The organism is Rhodococcus chondri (assembly GCF_036327435.1).
In the GTDB taxonomy this organism is placed as follows: domain Bacteria; phylum Actinomycetota; class Actinomycetes; order Mycobacteriales; family Mycobacteriaceae; genus Rhodococcus; species Rhodococcus chondri.
Window position 1 is genome coordinate 1 of sequence record NZ_JAUZMZ010000106.1, and the last position, 16724, is coordinate 16724.

Annotated in this window: 14 protein-coding genes; 10 read left to right on the top strand and 4 right to left on the bottom strand. The window is 64.8% G+C overall.

Annotated elements, in window-relative coordinates; translation table 11 throughout:
- Nucleotides 1–162: 162 nt before the first annotated feature.
- Nucleotides 163–936 (bottom strand): SDR family NAD(P)-dependent oxidoreductase, encoded by a 774-nt coding sequence (locus Q8814_RS17475; RefSeq protein WP_330153278.1) that lies wholly within the window; start codon nt 934–936, stop codon nt 163–165.
- A 20-nt stretch (nt 937–956) separates the two neighbouring features.
- The gene (locus tag Q8814_RS17480) at nt 957–2228 is read right to left on the bottom strand and encodes a cytochrome P450 (RefSeq protein WP_330153279.1); all 1272 of its coding nucleotides are present in this window, start codon (nt 2226–2228) and stop codon (nt 957–959) included.
- A 202-nt stretch (nt 2229–2430) separates the two neighbouring features.
- Here Q8814_RS17480 and Q8814_RS17485 point away from each other — a divergent pair, with 202 nt between their 5' ends.
- The 10 genes from Q8814_RS17485 (at nt 2431) to Q8814_RS17530 (ending at nt 12581) form a co-directional block, all read left to right on the top strand.
- Nucleotides 2431–3012 (top strand): TetR/AcrR family transcriptional regulator, encoded by a 582-nt coding sequence (locus Q8814_RS17485; protein ID WP_330153280.1) that lies wholly within the window; start codon nt 2431–2433, stop codon nt 3010–3012.
- 276 nt (nt 3013–3288) lie between these two features.
- Nucleotides 3289–4146 (top strand): MlaE family ABC transporter permease, encoded by an 858-nt coding sequence (locus tag Q8814_RS17490; protein WP_408015925.1) that lies wholly within the window; start codon nt 3289–3291, stop codon nt 4144–4146.
- Nucleotide 4147: 1 nt separating this feature from the next.
- Nucleotides 4148–5002, top strand: coding sequence for an ABC transporter permease (locus Q8814_RS17495; RefSeq protein WP_330153282.1), 855 nt, complete (start codon nt 4148–4150; stop codon nt 5000–5002).
- 4 nt (nt 5003–5006) lie between these two features.
- Complete coding sequence (locus Q8814_RS17500) at nt 5007–6311, top strand: MlaD family protein (RefSeq protein ID WP_330153283.1); 1305 nt, start codon at nt 5007–5009, stop codon at nt 6309–6311.
- Nucleotides 6308–7345 carry an MlaD family protein gene (locus Q8814_RS17505; RefSeq protein WP_330153285.1) on the top strand — a complete coding sequence of 346 codons (1038 nt, stop codon included), beginning with the start codon at nt 6308–6310 and terminating at the stop codon, nt 7343–7345. Before Q8814_RS17500 ends, Q8814_RS17505 begins: the two co-directional genes overlap by 4 nt.
- A gap of 4 nt (nt 7346–7349) precedes the next feature.
- Nucleotides 7350–8402 (top strand): MlaD family protein, encoded by a 1053-nt coding sequence (locus Q8814_RS17510; RefSeq protein WP_330153286.1) that lies wholly within the window; start codon nt 7350–7352, stop codon nt 8400–8402.
- On the top strand, nt 8399–9505 hold the full coding sequence (locus Q8814_RS17515; protein ID WP_330153287.1) for an MCE family protein: 1107 nt from the start codon (nt 8399–8401) through the stop codon (nt 9503–9505). Before Q8814_RS17510 ends, Q8814_RS17515 begins: the two co-directional genes overlap by 4 nt.
- Nucleotides 9502–10620 (top strand): MlaD family protein, encoded by a 1119-nt coding sequence (locus tag Q8814_RS17520; RefSeq protein WP_330153288.1) that lies wholly within the window; start codon nt 9502–9504, stop codon nt 10618–10620. The genes Q8814_RS17515 and Q8814_RS17520 overlap by 4 nt, the downstream gene beginning before the upstream one ends.
- Nucleotides 10617–11915, top strand: a complete 1299-nt coding sequence (locus Q8814_RS17525) for an MlaD family protein (RefSeq protein WP_330153289.1) — start codon at nt 10617–10619, stop codon at nt 11913–11915. The genes Q8814_RS17520 and Q8814_RS17525 overlap by 4 nt, the downstream gene beginning before the upstream one ends.
- Before the next feature lie 48 nt (nt 11916–11963).
- On the top strand, nt 11964–12581 hold the full coding sequence (locus tag Q8814_RS17530; RefSeq protein ID WP_330153290.1) for a hypothetical protein: 618 nt from the start codon (nt 11964–11966) through the stop codon (nt 12579–12581).
- 16 nt (nt 12582–12597) lie between these two features.
- On the opposite strand, the gene Q8814_RS17535 is transcribed toward Q8814_RS17530, so the two are convergent.
- The gene (locus tag Q8814_RS17535; protein WP_330153291.1) at nt 12598–13977 is read right to left on the bottom strand and encodes a M1 family metallopeptidase; all 1380 of its coding nucleotides are present in this window, start codon (nt 13975–13977) and stop codon (nt 12598–12600) included.
- Nucleotides 13944–16724: Pls/PosA family non-ribosomal peptide synthetase (locus Q8814_RS17540; protein ID WP_330153292.1), on the bottom strand; the 2781-nt coding region annotated here is incomplete at its 5' end. The genes Q8814_RS17540 and Q8814_RS17535, both read right to left, overlap by 34 nt.

Genomic DNA, 16724 nt, shown 5'->3' on the forward strand with positions numbered 1-16724 from the left:
CCGGAAGCTAAGCCTGTCTGCGCCGATGGTACTGCACTCGACAGGGTGTGGGAGAGTAGGACACCGCCGAACACCCGTTACCGATGGCCCCCAACACATGCAAATGTGTTGGGGGCCATCGGCATTTGTCACCATCGACCGAGCAGATCGTTTCAGCTCGTTTCAGAGGTACCAGCCGCCGTTGACTCCGATCACCTGGCCGGTGATGAAGCCGGCGTCGTCGGTGCAGAGGAAAGCACATGCTGCTGCGACGTCGTCGGGTGTTCCCAATCGCCGTACCGGAGTCATGCCGGCAAGATCGTCCAGCTTGATTCCCTCGGATATCACTCCGCCGTTTCGCGCCATCGGTGTATCGATGATCGACGGCGGAATGGTGTTGGCCGTGATGCCTTTCGGCGAGAGTTCGAAGGCGAGCGCTTTCGTAAGGGCGATGACCCCTCCCTTGGACGCCACATAATGGGCGCGCTCCGGCGCCCCGGACTGGGCGCTCGACGAAGAGATCGTCACGATGCGCCCCCAGCCGGCGTCGAGCATGTCGGGAACCGCCGATTGGATGCAGTGGAAAGTGCCGGTGAGGTTCACCGCAAGAATGCGGTCCCAATCGTCGAGTGCGATGTCGGTGAACGGGGCACTTCCCTCGATCCCCGCGCTCGTGACCATGATCCGGATCGGGCCGAGCTCTGCCCGGACCTTGTCCAGGGCTGAGTCCACTGCTGCTCGATCGGTGACATCGACGTCGAGTGCGACCGCCGGAGTTCCACTCGCTCGCAACTTCTCGGCCGCATCACGCACAGCGTCGCCGTTTCGGTCGAGGAGTGCGACAGGGTGCCGCCGCTCTGCGAGGTGCCGGGCGACGGAAAGTCCGATACCGGATCCCGCGCCGGTTACGACTGCGACGCGCTCTGTCGTCGAATCTGGCTTGTGGGTGTTCTGCACGGAGGTCCTTCGTCGCTCGGTCACGGCACCGGGTTGAATTCGAGATGGAGTTCGATGAGTCCGCGGAGAATGTATGTCGGTTCATAGGTGTAGCGACGGTCGTCGGCGGGCCCGTGAGCTGTCTCGGAAATGGCGATATCGTCCATTCGGTCGAGCATTCGCTCGATAGTGACGCGAGCCTCGACACGGCTGAGCGGCGCGCCGGGACAGGAATGCACTCCCCGTCCGAATGCCACATGTTCCTTGGAATTGGCGCGATCCATCCTGAACTCGTGTGGATCTTCGAATCGACGGGGATCACGGTTTGCGGCAGGGAGCGAAACCATGACGACAGAGCCGGCCGGTATCTCGACGTCACCGAGGGATGTCGCCGTTCGAGCCAGCCGGAAGTCGCTCTTGACGGGTCCTTCCATTCGAAGGATTTCTTCGACGAACTGCGGGATGAGAGTGCGGTCTTCGCGGAGCTGCTTCTGAAGATCAGGAAACTCGGCGATCTGCCGGAACGCGGAGGTCATCAACCTCGCAGTCGTGTCCTGGCCCGCGGCGAAGAGGAAGGTGGCGAGCCGGACGAGTTCGACTATCTCGGGGGTGGATCCGTCGGGGAATTTCGCATTGGCCAACTGGGTGAGGGAGTCGCCGCGCGGGGAACTTCGGCGATCCTCGAGGTACGAGGTGAACTTCTCGTCGAGGAACTCCAGTGGATTCCGGGTGAGCCTGTCGCCTTCCTCCATCGCGCCCACCTTCTGCGCGTTCAGGTACACCCGGAATTCGTCGTGATCCTCCTTCGGGACGCCGAGTAGATCTGCGACGGTGAGCAGAGCGAACGGCTGTGCGTATCCGTTGAGCATCTCGACCGCGCCCGACGAGTGGAATTCGTCGATCTGGCGATCGGCGAGTTCCCACATGAACTGCTCGTTCTCTTCGAGCCTGCGGGGTGTGAACAGTCCGCTGAGCAGTCTCCGGTGGCGGCTGTGCCGAGGCGGGTCCATCGTCACCAGGTGCTCGAACATGGGGAACTGTTCGCGGTGTTCGTCGATCTGTGCGCTGATATCTGTGCCCTGCGGTTCGAACGGCAGACCGGGGAAGGGCCCGATGGGTGCCACGATGTTCGAGAACGCTGCGGTATTGCGAAGCACCTCGAGGCACTCGTCGAATCCGGTGACGGCGATGACATTCTGCGACGCTTCCAAACGCTTCACGGGGCACTGCGACCGGTGATGGTCGAAGAAGGGGTGCGGATCCGGAATGAAGGACGGATCGGTGAAGAAGTCCTTCGAGTCGAAGTCGCTCAATCGAGTCTCCTGAGATTGTGTGCACGCAGTCGTGCACAACGGCGGTGGTATCGGTGATCTCGCCCGTTCGCCCGTGCTGAGCAGTTGCCTAGCATCGCTCGGTACATGAATAGCACGAGGAGTATCTGTGGTCAAGAACACAATTCTCGGGGCGCTACGATATTCGGGCCGGACACATGAGTGGCGAACTGGAGGTCAGAGGATGGCGTCGCCTCGGAGGATCGGTTCGCCGGACGCGAAGAACCGCAACGTGCTGCTCGACGCGGCCGAGCAGGTGATGCTGGAAAGCGGTTATGCCGCAGTCACTTCGCGCCGGGTGGCCGAGAAGGCCGGCCTGAAGCCGCAGCTCGTCCACTACTACTTCCGCACGATGGACGAACTGTTCCTGGAGATGTTCCGACGACGTGCGGAGGAGGGCCTTCAGCAGCAGGCGAAGGTGCTGGACTCGCCCAATCCCCTGAGGGCTCTGTGGGAGTACAGCATCGATCCCGCTGCAGTCGCGGTCACGATGGAGTTCATCGCGATGGCGCGCCATCGGGATTCCCTGCGTGCGGAGATTGCCCGCTACTCCGAATTGTTCCGAGCGGGCCAGAAGGACGCGGCGGAGAAGATTCTGCAAGGGTTGGGGCTCGATTCCGACAGGGTTCCTCCCGTGGTCGTCTCCGTGCTGATGACCAGCATCTCCCGGGTCCTGGTGATGGAGGAGTCGCTGGGCGTGACGGCGGGCCACGCCGAGACGGTCGAGCTGGTCGAATGGTGGCTGAGGCGTTTCGAAGGCGAGTAGTTGTGCGGGTTCACTCGCGGGCCGATGAAAACCGCCATTGCAAAATCGAGAACTTCCCTCTACTTTGAGGACGCGTCGGGTACTCTTCCTCGCAACAGTTCGATCGCCCGCGGGCTGTTGCGGTGAGGCCGGAGCATGGCGCGCGATAAATTCACGCGCGCAAATTGATTCGGCAATACTGTCGATCGTGAGTTCGCCCTCTGCCTAGCAGGAATCGCCATATCCCACTTCCGAAGGGGATCGACTGTGGCACAAAACCTTCTGCTGCCGAATTCGGTGGACGAGCCGGCTGTGAGACATGAAAAGCCTTCTGCGATAGCTGAAATCATCGAGTGGGTCCGACGCTACACGCGCCGGCACCCTCTCGCTGCGCTGGAAACCGTCGGAGAACAATTCGTGCTCGGTATCCGAGCCGTCGAGTTTCTGGTCATAGATATCGTCACCTTCCGATTTCCCTTCGCGGAGTTCATACGTCAGGCAGCTTTCATGGCGTCGGCGGCGGCGTTGCCGACAATGTGTGTTGCCGTGCCGATCGGGGTGACGCTGTCGATCCAGTTCGGGCTGCTTGCCGGCCAGGTCGGTGCGACCTCACTGGCCGGTGCTGCGAGCGGGCTTGCCGTGATCAAGCAAGGCGCACCGATGGTGGCCGCATTGCTCATGGCATCTGCGGCAGGCTCGGCGCTCTGTGCCGATCTGGGTTCGCGCAAGATCCGCGACGAGATCGACGCCCTCGAGGTCATGGGGATCTCGGTGGTGCGCCGGTTGGTAGCCCCGCGCCTGGCAGCGGCTGTTGTCGTCGGTCTGGCCCTGACCGGGATGGTCTGCTTCGTCGGCTTCCTCGCCGGTTACCTTTTCAACACGTTCGTCATGAACGGCACCCCGGGCAGTTTCGTAACGACATTCGCGTCGTTCGCCACCGTCGGTGACTTCGTCCTCACGATGGTCAAAGCGATGGTGTTCGGTGCGATCGTCGCCGTGGTCGCGTGCCAGAAGGGGCTGTCGACCCGGGGTGGTCCCGCCGGGGTGGCCAACTCGGTCAACGCGACCGTGGTGGCCTCGATTCTGCTTCTCATGGTGGTCAACGTGGGCTTCACGCAGCTGTATGTGCTGCTCTTCCCGCGGACGGGGTTCTGAAGTGGCGTCCCGCTATTTCCCGTCGGGTGCGAGGCCTGTCGCGGGCCTTCTGGCATCGCAGGTGAGGCTCGTCGTCCGCCTCGGTCATATGGTCACGTTCCTGGTGCGGGCGCTGGCCGCGGTTCCCACCACGCTGCGCCACTACAGGAAAGAGTTCCTGCGGATCCTCTCGGACGTCACATGGGGAAACGGGTCGCTTGTCGTCGGCGGTGGCACCGCGGGGGTGATCATCGTGCTGGGCGCGGCCGCAGGAGCTATCGTCGCGATCGAGGGTTACAACGCCCTGCACCTGCTCGGCCTCGAGCCCGCAACCGGAATGGTGTCGTCGACTGCGACGACGCGCGAGCTGGCTCCGATCATGGCTTCCCTGGCCTTCGCGGCGCAGGCCGGCTGTCGCTTCACCGCTCAGCTCGGCGCGATGCGGATCTCCGAGGAGATCGACGCCATGGAAGCACTCGCCATCCGATCGATCCCGTTTCTCGTCACGACGCGGCTGTTGGCGTCCGTCGTTGCGGTCATTCCGCTGTACCTGGTGTGCCTCGCCGTGAATTACCTGGCGGTGCAGACCGTGATCGGACTGGCGGGCGGTGTGTCGTCAGGAACCTACGATCACTACTTCTCGCTGGTCCTCAGCGGCACCGACATCTTCTATTCACTGATCAAAACTGTGGTGTTCGTGGTTATCACGACGACCATCCAGTGCTACTACGGGTTCTACGCCGCGGGTGGGCCGCAAGGAGTGGGAACAGCGGCCGGTCGGGCCATGCGTGCAAGCATTTCTGCAATGATCGTGGTCAATCTCCTTCTGACACTGTTGTTCTGGGGACTCGGGTCCGGCGCAAGGCTCGGGGGATAGGCCGATGTCGATCCTGCTGGAGAGCGACCCGAATCGATTGTCGACCCGACGCCTGTTCCTGTGCGGTGTGGTGGCCTTGATGTCCGCAGCACTGCTCGTCGCCGCAACGATCGCCAAGACCGGTGGCAAGTTCGACGAGGCATATCACCTCACCGCACTGCTCGGCGACATCGGTGACGGACTACCGGCCGGATCCGATGTGAAGTTCCGCGGCGTCCTGGTCGGAGAGGTACGCGAGGTCGGGCTGTCCACGGACGGCGGTCCCAACGTCGTTCGAATCTCCATCGATCCCGAGAGGCTCTCCGCTATCCCGGGTTCGGTGACCGCGCGCGTGGTGCCGAGCAACGTCTTCGCGGTGTCATCCGTGCAGCTGGTCGACAACGGTGCAGCGGCACCCCTCCGGGAGAATGCCACGATCGTCCAGGACGAGAGTCTGTCGACGGTGCAATTGCAAACCGCGCTCACGAAACTCCGAGAGCTCACCGCCGCGGCCGCTCGCCTGGACACCCAGGACACGCTGGGCGTACTCGCGGCCGTCGCCGAGGCCACCGATAGACGCGGCAAGGACATCGTCCAGGCAGGCGCTCGGCTGGAGCGGATCGTGCACGAGATCGGCGCGGTGGTCACCCCGGACGGCGGTCCCTCGACGCTGAGTGCCCTGGCAGACGCTGTCGAAGGACTGCACAATTCGGCACCGGACCTGCTCGATGCGGTCGGCCACGCGGTCGGCCCGATGCGGACTCTTGTCGAGACCGAGGAACAGCTGTCGTCGTTCTTCTTCGGCAGTGCGAACACGTTGTCCACCGTGGCAACGGCATTCGAGAACAACACCGAACAGATGACGTCCCTTACCGCCCGGCTCGGACCGGTTCTGGGCGTTGTCGCGGACGGCGCACACGAGTTCACTCCGATCGTGACCAGGATGAACCGGATCTCGGAAAAGTGGTTCGTCGAATTCTGGCCACCCGGTCAGCAGAACGGTGTCGGTAAATTCGTCTTCCAGGCCACCCCTCACCTCACGTACACGCGAGCCGACTGTCCCCGCTACGGGGATCTTGCAGGGCCGAGTTGCACCACGGCGCCCGAGACCGGCGCGCCCCGCGTCGTCGATCGGCTCGGCGAATCATCGAGCGCGGGCGGAGTTCCGGTCGGCGGAAATGTCGGTCCGGTGGGCAGCCCGGACGAGAAGAAGATCATCGACCGGATCCTCGGAGGGGACCTCGGTGCGGCCGCCGACCTTCTCCTCGGCCCGGTGGCCCGGGGCGCCGACATCCGTGTCGTGCCCGAAGACTCCGGAGCGCCGCGATGAGCATACGGAAGCCATTGATCGGACTGATCTTGTTTCTGGCCGTGTCCGCCGCACTGACCTGGCCGGTGCTCGTGACGCTGCAACGCGGGGTCCAGGGTCCGACGGCGTCGTACACGGCAGTGTTCAGCGACGTATCGGGGCTGCGTGTGGGCGACGACGTGCGGATGGCCGGCGTGCGCGTGGGCAGAGTCGATTCGATCTCCCTGGACGAGACCGTGGCGCGGGTTGCGTTCAGTATCGATTCGGGGCAGGCCGTATTCGGGAACACCCGGGCTGCCATCACCTATCAGAACATCATCGGTCAGCGTTATGTCGGTCTTTCCCGCGCCGACCACGGTGATACCCGAATCCTCGGGTCCGGAGCGGAGATCCCCCTGGACAGGACGGAGCCGTCGTTCGATATTTCGCTGTTACTCAACGGTTTCGAACCATTGTTCAGCGTGCTCGATCCGGATCGGGTCGACGACATCACCACATCGATCATCGCTGCCCTCCAAGGTGACCGGGGGTCCGTCACGACGCTGATCGCCCAGACCACGAAACTCGCGGAGTCACTGGCAGAACCGGATCGCATCCTCGGCGACATCATCGTGAACCTCGACGGAATCCTGCAGGGTCTCGCGACACAGAGCGCCGAGATCGACTCCGTCATCGACAGCGCGCACGCGATCTTCGGGGAATTGACGACCAGGAGGGCGGAGCTGGCCGGCTCGCTCGACACGATTGCCACGACGACCGACAGACTGGCCGCACTTACGAGTGAGGTGCAGCCGGACCTCCACGCGATGCTGGTACGTCGACCCGGTTTCACGAGCCACTTCGTCGACAACAAGGACTCTTTCGCGTACTTCGGCTACAACTTGCCCGGACTCTTGAAAGGCCTCGCGCGCGTGAGCCAGGAAGGTAGTTACCTCAACACGTACCTCTGCAACATCAATGCCACGATCATTCCGGAACTCAGCCACGTGATTCCATCCGTTGTCGCGACCGCGACTCCGGGCGGCCGGATCACACAATCTCCGATCTGCAGGTGACCGGATGATTCGGACAACAACGATGCTCGCGCGTCGGATCCGGCTGCGCTCCGTCGAGGACTACAGTTCCGCGGTACTCGGCACTGCCACGGTCCTGGCCATCGTGGTGGCCCTTGCCTGCACTCTGGTGTTCGCACGGGCCGGGCTCGGGGAGACGACCTACGAGGCGGAGTTCGTGCAGGCCGCCCAGATCAGCTCCGGGGATGCCGTCACAGTTGCCGGGGTGCAGGTGGGCACCGTCGAGGGTGCCAGGCTGGAAGACGACCATGTGGTCGTCGGCATGAAGATCGACAAGGAGGTCCGGCTCGGGGCCGACACGAGCGCCTCGATCAAGCTGACCACGCTGCTGGGCTCTCGGTATATCGAGTTACGCCCTGCCGGCGAAGGAGACCTTCCGGATCGGCGGATAACGCTGCACCACACGGTCGTGCCCTACGACCTCCAGGAAGTGCTCGCGGACGCCACGACGACCTTCGAAGAAGTCGATGCCGAGCGCCTCGGTACCACGCTCGTCGAACTGTCGAACGAGTTCGAAGGCGTGCCCGCACTGGTGCCCCGGGCCCTGACGAATGTCGAGAAGTTGTCCGGGGTGGTCGCCGACCGGCGTGAGCAGATCGGTTCGCTGCTCACCGCCACGCACCGGCTCACCGAAATCGTCCGGACACAGCAGGCGAGCCTGGGCTCTCTGGTGCGCGACGGGCGTGACATGGTGCATGAACTCGCTCTGCGCCAGAATCTGGTGGAGCGCCTCCTCGCATCCACCACCGATCTGGTCCGGCAACTGCATTCCGTCGTCGTCGACGACCGCGCCGCGATCGACGAACTGATCGGTGCCCTGGACGAGATGCTCCGGAGTCTGAGCAATCAGGATGAACTACTCCGGAATACGCTCCAGATCCTGCCCGTGCCGCTACGAAATTTCACCAACGCGACGGGGACCGGAAACGAGGTCGACTTCACCTCGCCTTCAGGACCGTTCATCGACTCGTGGATGTGCGCGATCAGCGGTCACGCCGATCAGCTCGACCTGCCCCCCTACTTCGGAGAATGCCGATGATGTCGCGAGTGTCGATGGTGGGTATCGCTGCGATCGCCGCGGTCGCGACGGTCACGTTCTTCGGTATTCGCGCTGCCGTGCCGGGTGACGACACGATCACCGTCACTGCGCAGTTCGACAACGGTGCCGGACTCTACGTCGGAAATTCCGTTGCTGTGCTGGGCATTCCGGTCGGACAGGTGGACGTGATCCATCCGCGCGGCACGCATGTAGCGGTGACCATGAGTATCGATGCCGACATCGAGCTACCTGCCGATGTGCAGGCCGTCGCCGTGTCGACCTCGGTGCTGACGGACCGGCACGTGGAGCTCACCCCGGTGTATCGAGGCGGCCCCACGCTCGGCAACGGTGCTGTGATCGGCATCGAAAGGACCCGTACACCCATCGAATTCGACCGGCTTCTCGCGATGGCCGATACGTTGTCACTGCAACTCCAGGGTGACGGCGCGGGTGACGGCCCGGTCGCGCGCTTGCTCGCCGCCGGCGAGGAGATGACGGCGGGGCAGGGTACCGGGATCGGATCGGCCCTCGGCGAGCTTTCCGAGGCGCTACGTCTCGGCCCCGACGGTGGCGCACAGACCCGCAACGAGCTCACCGAGATCATCGACAACCTGGCGTCGCTGTCGACCGCGGCGTCCGCGAACGACCAGGACATTCGCGACTTCGGCTCCGCGGTATATCAGCTCAGCAACGTCCTCGCGGAGTCCGGAATCGGATTCGGCGACACCGGTGCACAGGTGAACGAGATTCTTCTTCAGGCAAGCGAATTGCTGCTGTCCAACCGTGAGTCTCTGCAGTCGACAGCGGCGAACGCCGAGACGGTGACTCGTGCACTGGCCGACTATCGGCGAGAAATCGCAGAATTCCTCGATCTGACCCCGCTGCTGATGAACAACGCATACAACGCCATGGACCAGGAAAACGGGGGAGCGCGAGTGCACGCCCAACTCGAGAAGGTCGCATTCGACAGCCAATTGGTCAAGGAGGTCTGCAATCTCCTGGGAATGCGTCAACTTGGCTGCAGTACCGGAGCTCTCGCCGATTTCGGTCCGGACTTCGGGATACCTTCCATGCTGGAAGGTCTCGCGGGGTTGCCGAGGTGAGCAGGTGGACAGGTCGCGCTGTCGTCGTGGCATGGGCAACCGTGGCAGCGGTGTCGACGGCGGCGTGCTCCGTCGGCTTGGAGGAGTTACCGCTGCCGGCCCCCGGACTCGGCGGCGCCTCCTACACCCTCACCGCAACATTCGACAACGCATTGAATCTACCCACCAAGGCGAAGGTGAAGCTCGCGGGAGCAGACATCGGGGAGGTGGAATCGATGGCGGTGCGGGACTACCAGGCGGTTGTGACCATGCGCATCGCGGCCGGAGTTGTGGTGCCGGTGGGAGCCGGCGCCGAATTACGTTCGGCCACACCACTCGGAGACGTGTTCGTCGCTCTGCAACCGCCGGCCCGCGACGAGGCGGACCCGGAGCGGCCGGAAGCGCTGGCAGACGGCGACAATATTCCGGCCTCGTCCACATCGGCTGCCGCGACCATCGAGGAACTGCTGTCCACCGCCTCGGTTCTTGTCAACGGTGGCGCTTTGCGCAACCTCACGAAGATCGCCAACGGGCTCGGTGCGGCAGTCGACGGTCGGGGCGACCGAATCGCCGGTCTGCTCGACGAGTCTGCTCGGCTGGTCGGCCTTCTCGGGGAGAGGTCCGAGGCCGTCGAACAGTCGCTCGTGCAGACCGATCGACTGATCGCAACCCTGTCGGAGCGGAAGGCGACCCTCCACGAGGTCGTGTCGGCCGCCGGACCCGCTCTCGATGTCATTGCCTCGGACACCGCTCAGGTCGTCGACCTGATCGACCAGGTGGACCGGATCAGCCGACAACTCGGCAGATTCCCTGCGGTCGACGGTACCGATACGCGTGGGATGGTGGCCGACATCAACCGGATCGCGGCGGAGTTGAACAACGCTGCCACGGCTCCGGAAGCCGATCTGGAAGCGGTGAACAGTCTCATCGCCCCCATCATGAAGGTGACGAACGGGACGTCCGCACATGTCGACGCCGACTGGGAACAGCTGATTCTCGGCGCGACCCCCTCTCCCGGTCACCCGGGTGATCCGGGTAGCCGCCAGCCCGAAACCGTCGACTGGGAGAACATGGTGGGCGCACTGACGTACACGCTGCTGCGCCTGCAGACCCGGGTGACGGGAGCCGGACGATGACGCGGAGCGCAGTTCGGCGCGGAAGCGGGAGCACGTGGCCGGAGGCCGCAGCCCGGGGGATCGTCACGGCAGTACGCTCGGGAGTTGCACACCGGCTCGGGCTGTCGGTCGCGGCACTGGCGCTGACGCTCGTGCTCGGCATCGTGTATCTGGTGTTCGGTGTCTTCCACCTCGACCCGCTCGATCGGAAAATGCTGGTACGAGTGCACTTCGAACTGTCGGGCGGGATTCTGCCCGATCGGGACGTGACCCTGCGCGGTGTTCCGGTCGGGCAGGTCGTGTCGGTGGATCCGACCGGGAACGGCGTCGTTGCGGTCGCGGCCATCGATTCGGATGTGCGGATCCCGGAAGGCAGCGCGGTGCGGGTCGCCGGCCTTTCGCTCGCCGGCGAACAGTACCTCGACTTCCGGCCCTCGACCGACGACGGTCCCTATCTGATGGACGGTGCCGAGATCTCGGTGTCCGACACGTCCACGCCGGTGCCTCTCTCCACACTCATGCACGATCTCGACGGCATGCTGGCCCAGATCGACCCGGGGCAGCTCGAGACGGTCGTCGACGAGCTCGGAGTGGGCCCGGAGGGGCCACGGAAACTTGCCGACCTCATCGACGGCGGAACCTACCTGATTTCGGTGCTCGATTCCGTTCTGCCACAGACCGTGTCGCTGCTCCATACGAGCAGGACCGTACTCGGAACACTCGCCGAGGCCGGTCCGGGACTGCAGGCCATGTCGAACGACGTGTCCGGACTGCTACAGGGCGTCGAATCGATGGACGGGGGATTCCGGACATTCGTCGACCGCTCGCCTGCCACGCTGGGGGCGCTCGACACGCTGTTCGCCGACAATTCGCCGACGATGGTGCAGTTGCTCGGCAACCTCGCCACGGTTGCGCAGATGGCACATCTGCGGGTTCCGGCACTGCAGGAATTCTTCTTTCCCGCAGACCGCGACGGTTCGACGCTGGAGGGAATCGGCACCGCGTTCCGCGACGGCGGTGTCTGGGCGTTCGTGAACATATACCCCCGCTATTCGTGCGACTACGACCTCCCGAGACGCCCGCCGTCGCTCCCCGACTTCCCCGAGCCGTACCTGTACACGTACTGCACCGACGAGGATCCCTCGATTCTCGTTCGAGGCGCCCGGAATGCGCCGCGTCCGGCGGAGGAGGAGGACGCGGCCGGTCCGCCGCCCGGTGTCGACCCGCAGCGGCAGTCGGACGCCACACCCGTCGGGCCGCAGTCGATTCCACTCGAACACGCCGGACCCGGCCCGGAATGGCTCGCGCCGAGGTGACAACGATCGAGAAGTCCAGCATGTCCGTTCGATCGGAAGGAATGTCGTATGAACAAGAGCAGCACTACCATGACGGATCGGCACGCGCCGGCAGAAGACGATGACGCCGACGCAACTCCCGTGACGCGAGGCGACGCCGAACCGGCCGACACCGCGGTCGAGGATCCGCCCCGTCGCGGGGCTCGTCGACCGGGTCCACGATCTGCCCTCGTCGCCCTCGCGGTCGTAGCCGTGGTGTGTGCGTCGTGCGCCGGGTTCTTCGCCTGGCAATGGAACGATGACCGAGCGGTCGACGCGGCGGCGCGCGATGCTCTCGCTGCGGCGCAGCAATACGCCGTCGTTCTCACTTCGGTGAACTCCGGAGAGCTCGATGGGAACTTCGCGGCGGTCCTCGACGGTGCGACCGGCGAATTCAAGGACATGTACGCGCAGTCGAGCGAACAATTGCGGCAGTTGCTCGTCGACAACGACGCACGGGCCGAAGGCACCGTGGTCGAATCCGGAGTCAAGTCCGCGTCGAGGACCCGCGTCGATGTGCTGCTGTTCATCGACCAGTCCGTGACCAATGCGCTCGTGCAGGAGCCGCGTCTCGACCGCAGTCGGGTGGTCATGACGATGGAACTCGTCGACGGACGGTGGCTCGCATCCGACGTCACCCTGCCCTGAGCGGTGTCCGAAGGATTCAGATACGCGGTGACGGCGGTAGCGCCGCGTCCCACAGCCACCCGTCCCACAGCGCGCGCAGGGAGGTGTCGGTGAATCGTGTTGCCAGATCCGTGAATTGCTCCGTCGTCACGTTCGAGTGGCGGTTCTCGGTGGTCCAGGTGCGCAGCAGGGTGAAGAAGCGGTCGTCGCCGAGGCGCAGCCGCAGGGCGTGCAGGGTCAGGGCGCCACGCTTGTAGATGCGATCGTCGAACATGTCCCTCGGGCCGGGGTCGCCGAGCACGATGTCCTGCGGTTTGCCGGCAAGCCCGCGATACGCGTCCGCCGAGAGCTCCTGCGCGGAAGGCCCACCCGAATTTTCCGACCACAGCCATTCCGCGTAGCACGCGAATCCCTCGTGCAACCAGATGTCGCGCCACCGGTGCAGAGTGAGACTGTTGCCGAACCACTGGTGTGCGAGCTCGTGTGCGACGAGACGCTCTTCACGTCCCTTGCCGTCGCAGAAGTTGGCGCCGAACGTCGACAGTCCTTGCGCCTCGATGGGTATTTCCAGATCGTCGTCGGTGACGAGCGCGGTGTAGTGGGCGAAGGGATACGGCCCGAACAGTCGCGTGAACAACTCCAGCATCTGAGGTTGGCGGGCGAAGTCCTTGTCGAACTGGGCACGCAGACGCGGCGGGTGCACGGCGTACTGCGGCACCGGTGTCACCGCGACCTTTCGGGTCTCGTAGTGGCCGACCTGTACGGTCGCCAGGTAGGTCGCCATCGGTTCGGGCTGCTCGTACACCCAGGTGGTGCGGCTCGACCGCGACGTCTTGTGAAGGAGCGTGCCGTTCGCGACGGCGGTGAACGGTGCGTCGGTGGTCACCGTGATCCGGTATGTGGCTTTCGATCCGGGATGGTCGTCGCACGGAAACCACGTCGGTGCACCGTTCGGCTGACTCGCCACCAGGGAACCCTCCTCGAGTTCCTCCCAGCCGACCTCGCCCCACATCGTCTGCAGTGGGCTCGGAGTGCCCGAGTACTGGATCGTGAACGTGAGGATTGCGCCGGCGGGAATCTTCTCGGCCGGGGCAACGGTCAGCTTGCCGTTGCGGTGCGCGAACTTGGCCGGCCGCTTGCCGTTGAGTGCCACCTTCGCGACGCGCATCGTCTGCGCGAGGTCCAGAGAATATTTCGCGCGCACATCCGTGGTGGTGGCGATGACGGTGGCCCTGCCGTCGAGCCGGTTCGCGACGACCTTGTAGGCGAGGTCGAGTTCGTACCGCGAGACTCGATAGCCGCGGTTCCCGCTCTCGGGAAGATACGAATCCAGCGGGCGGTCCGTGCCGACGGGTGCTACTGCTTTGCTGGTCCTGACGGGCTTCACCGAGGTGACCAATCGCCTGGACTCGTCCATGGGGCGATCGGGTTTCCTTGCCACCGCGTGGAATCGGGTACGACGTCGCCGCGCATCACGAGTGAGGCAGGTCCGACAGTTGCGCCGGCGCCGATTCCCGAGGCGGGCAGCGCAACGCACTGGGGGCCGAGCGTAGCGCCGGCGCCGAGAGTCACGGTGTCCATGGACATGATCCGATCATGGAACAGGTGGGTCTGTACAACGCACCCCCGTTCCACCGTCGCACCGTCGCCGATGGTCACCAGATCGGCCTCCGGGAGCCAGTAACTTTCGCACCAGACGCCTCGTCCGATCTTGGACCCGAGCGCGCGCAACCACAGGTTCATCACCGCGGTTCCGGTCGCGGCACGCGCGAACCAGGGTGCGGCCACAATTTCGACGAAGGTGTCGGACACTTCGTTGCGCCACACGAAGGAACTCCACAGCGGATGTTCTTCCCGGCCGATCCGTCCGACGATGAGCCACTTCGCGGCGATCGTCACGGCACAAGCGATCGCACCTGCCACCATCAGCACGATTCCGCCGAGCAATGCGGCAAGCCAGTAGCCGACGTGGGCTGCGAGGGTGTTCAAGGTGAACAGCACGCCGAGGCCGATCCCGAATGTCACGATCCATGGGATCAGACGAAAGGTTTCCACGGCGCCGCGCGCGATCTTCAGCTTCAGCGGCGGTTCGAACGTCCGGCTCGAATCGGAGTCACCGGCGGCCCGGCGCAGACGCACCGGTGGGCTGCCGAGCCACGACGACCCGGACTTCGCCTTGCTCGGCGCCGCCGACAGCACTGCGACGAGACCGTGCTTGGGGACGCGTCGACCCGGCGCCGCCATACCCGAGTTACCGAGGAAGGCGCGTTTACCCACCTTGGCATGGGAGATGTACAGCCAGCCGCCGCCGAGTTCGTACGACGCGACCATGGTGTCGTCGGCGAGGAATGCGCCGTCGGCAACCTTGGTGAACTTGGGAACCATGAGGACGGTGGATGCTTCGACGTCCTTGCCGATGTCGGCACCGAGCATGCGCAGCCAGATCGGTGTCAGCATCGACGCGTAGAGCGGAAACAGGAATGTGCGCGAAGAATCCATGAGCCGTTCTGTCGCCCACACCTGCCAGCCGACGCGACTGCGCACGGGATGCCAGCCCTCGGTCATTCCCACGGACAGAAGCCGCACGGTGAGCACCGTCAGCACAGCGAAGACGAGCATCGTGACAAGCGCAGCCGCAGGCAGCATCGCCAGCGAACGGACGACGGCGTCCGGCACCGTCGGTGTATCCCGAACCCACCACACGAGCAGTGCGACGCCGGCGCCGATCGACACGATCGGCAGCCCGGCCAGCAGAATCGAGGTCAAACCGAATATCGGCAGCCACATGCTGCCGCGAGGCGGGTCCTGCGCGGGCCATCCCCGGTCTGCTTTTCCGGTCTTCCTCGCGGGCGAGCCCGCCCAGCGCTGGCCGGACTTGACCCGCCCGAACACGGCCGAACCGGCCTCGACCTCGGCGTTCTTTCCGATCCGCGCGCCGGGTGCGAGGAACGAGCGAGCACCGATTGCAGCGCCTGCACCGATGCGGATACTGCCGATGTGCACGACGTCGCCGTCCACCCAGAATCCGGACAGGTCCACCTCGGGCTCGATCGAGCATCCGTCGCCGAGTTCGAGCAGTCCGGTGACCGGCGGCAGGCTGTGGAGGTCGACGCCCTCGCCGATCTTCGCGCCCAGTGCGCGCGCGTAGTTCCTCATCCACGGTGCGCCCGAAAGGTTTGTTGCACCGGTGGCCTCGGACAGGCGCAACGCGATCCACAGTCGCAGGTGCACGGAACCGCCGCGGGGGTAACTGCCCGGCGTCACCCCGCGCAACAGCAAGCGGGCACCCGCGACGGCGATACCCATGCGGCCCAGCGGCGACAGGAACAGCAGCGCACCGAGCGCGACCCACCACCACGACAGCGTCGCGGTCCACGGAACGTCGGTGACGAGCACGATGATGTTGTTGAGAACGGCGAGCCACGTCACCCATTGCAGGCCGGTGAGGGTGGTCAGTGGCACGGTCGCGGCGATCTGCGCGAATTGCGACCAGCGCGAGACGGGCGCGACGTCGCGGGGAACCGCGGCTTCGGTGGGCGCGAGTTCGTCGAGGTAGAGCGCGAGGGATCCGAGCCGCGGGTGATCGTACAGGTCTGCGACCGTCATCTCCGGATAGCGTGCGCGCAGCGCTGTGACCAACTGGGCTGCGGAAAGCGAGCCACCTCCGAGTTCGAAGAAGTCGTCGTCGAGTCCTTCGATGCGTGCGCCGAGGATCGCGGTCCACAGCTCGGCCACCCATTCGGCGGTCGGGTCGAGACCGAGCGCTTCGATCGAGCCGGCATCGGCGCCCGGCAGCGGCCACGGCAGGGCGTTGCGGTCGACCTTGCCGGAGGTGCGGGTGGGTAGTTCGTCGACGAGCGCGAGACGCGGCACCAGCGCGGCCGGGAGTTGTTCGGAGAGCAGATCGTGCGCCGAGCCGAGGTCGAAGTCGGGGTCGGTGGACGCGATATAGCCGACGAGGATGGCATGTCCGGCGGATGTCTTGCGCACCGCGCACGCACCGCCGGCGACGCCGGGCAGGTTCTGGAGCGCGTTGTCGACCTCGCCGAGTTCGATGCGTCGACCGCCGATCTTGACCTGGTCGTCGGCGCGGCCCTGGAACAGCAAGCCCTTCCGGTCGAGGATGACGAGGTCGCCGCTGCGGTACGCGCGGTCCCAGCCGAG

Excerpts from the sequence above, each read along its gene's own strand:
- Q8814_RS17515 (WP_330153287.1), top strand. The coding sequence starts at position 8,399 with ATGATGTCGCGAGTGTCGATGGTGGGTATCGCTGCGATCGCCGCGGTC.
- Q8814_RS17530 (WP_330153290.1), top strand. The coding sequence starts at position 11,964 with ATGAACAAGAGCAGCACTACCATGACGGATCGGCACGCGCCGGCAGAA.
- Q8814_RS17510 (WP_330153286.1), top strand. The coding sequence starts at position 7,350 with ATGATTCGGACAACAACGATGCTCGCGCGTCGGATCCGGCTGCGCTCC.
- Q8814_RS17505 (WP_330153285.1), top strand. The coding sequence starts at position 6,308 with ATGAGCATACGGAAGCCATTGATCGGACTGATCTTGTTTCTGGCCGTG.
- Q8814_RS17535 (WP_330153291.1), bottom strand. The coding sequence starts at position 13,977 with ATGGACGAGTCCAGGCGATTGGTCACCTCGGTGAAGCCCGTCAGGACC.
- Q8814_RS17485 (WP_330153280.1), top strand. The coding sequence starts at position 2,431 with ATGGCGTCGCCTCGGAGGATCGGTTCGCCGGACGCGAAGAACCGCAAC.
- Q8814_RS17525 (WP_330153289.1), top strand. The coding sequence starts at position 10,617 with ATGACGCGGAGCGCAGTTCGGCGCGGAAGCGGGAGCACGTGGCCGGAG.
- Q8814_RS17500 (WP_330153283.1), top strand. The coding sequence starts at position 5,007 with ATGTCGATCCTGCTGGAGAGCGACCCGAATCGATTGTCGACCCGACGC.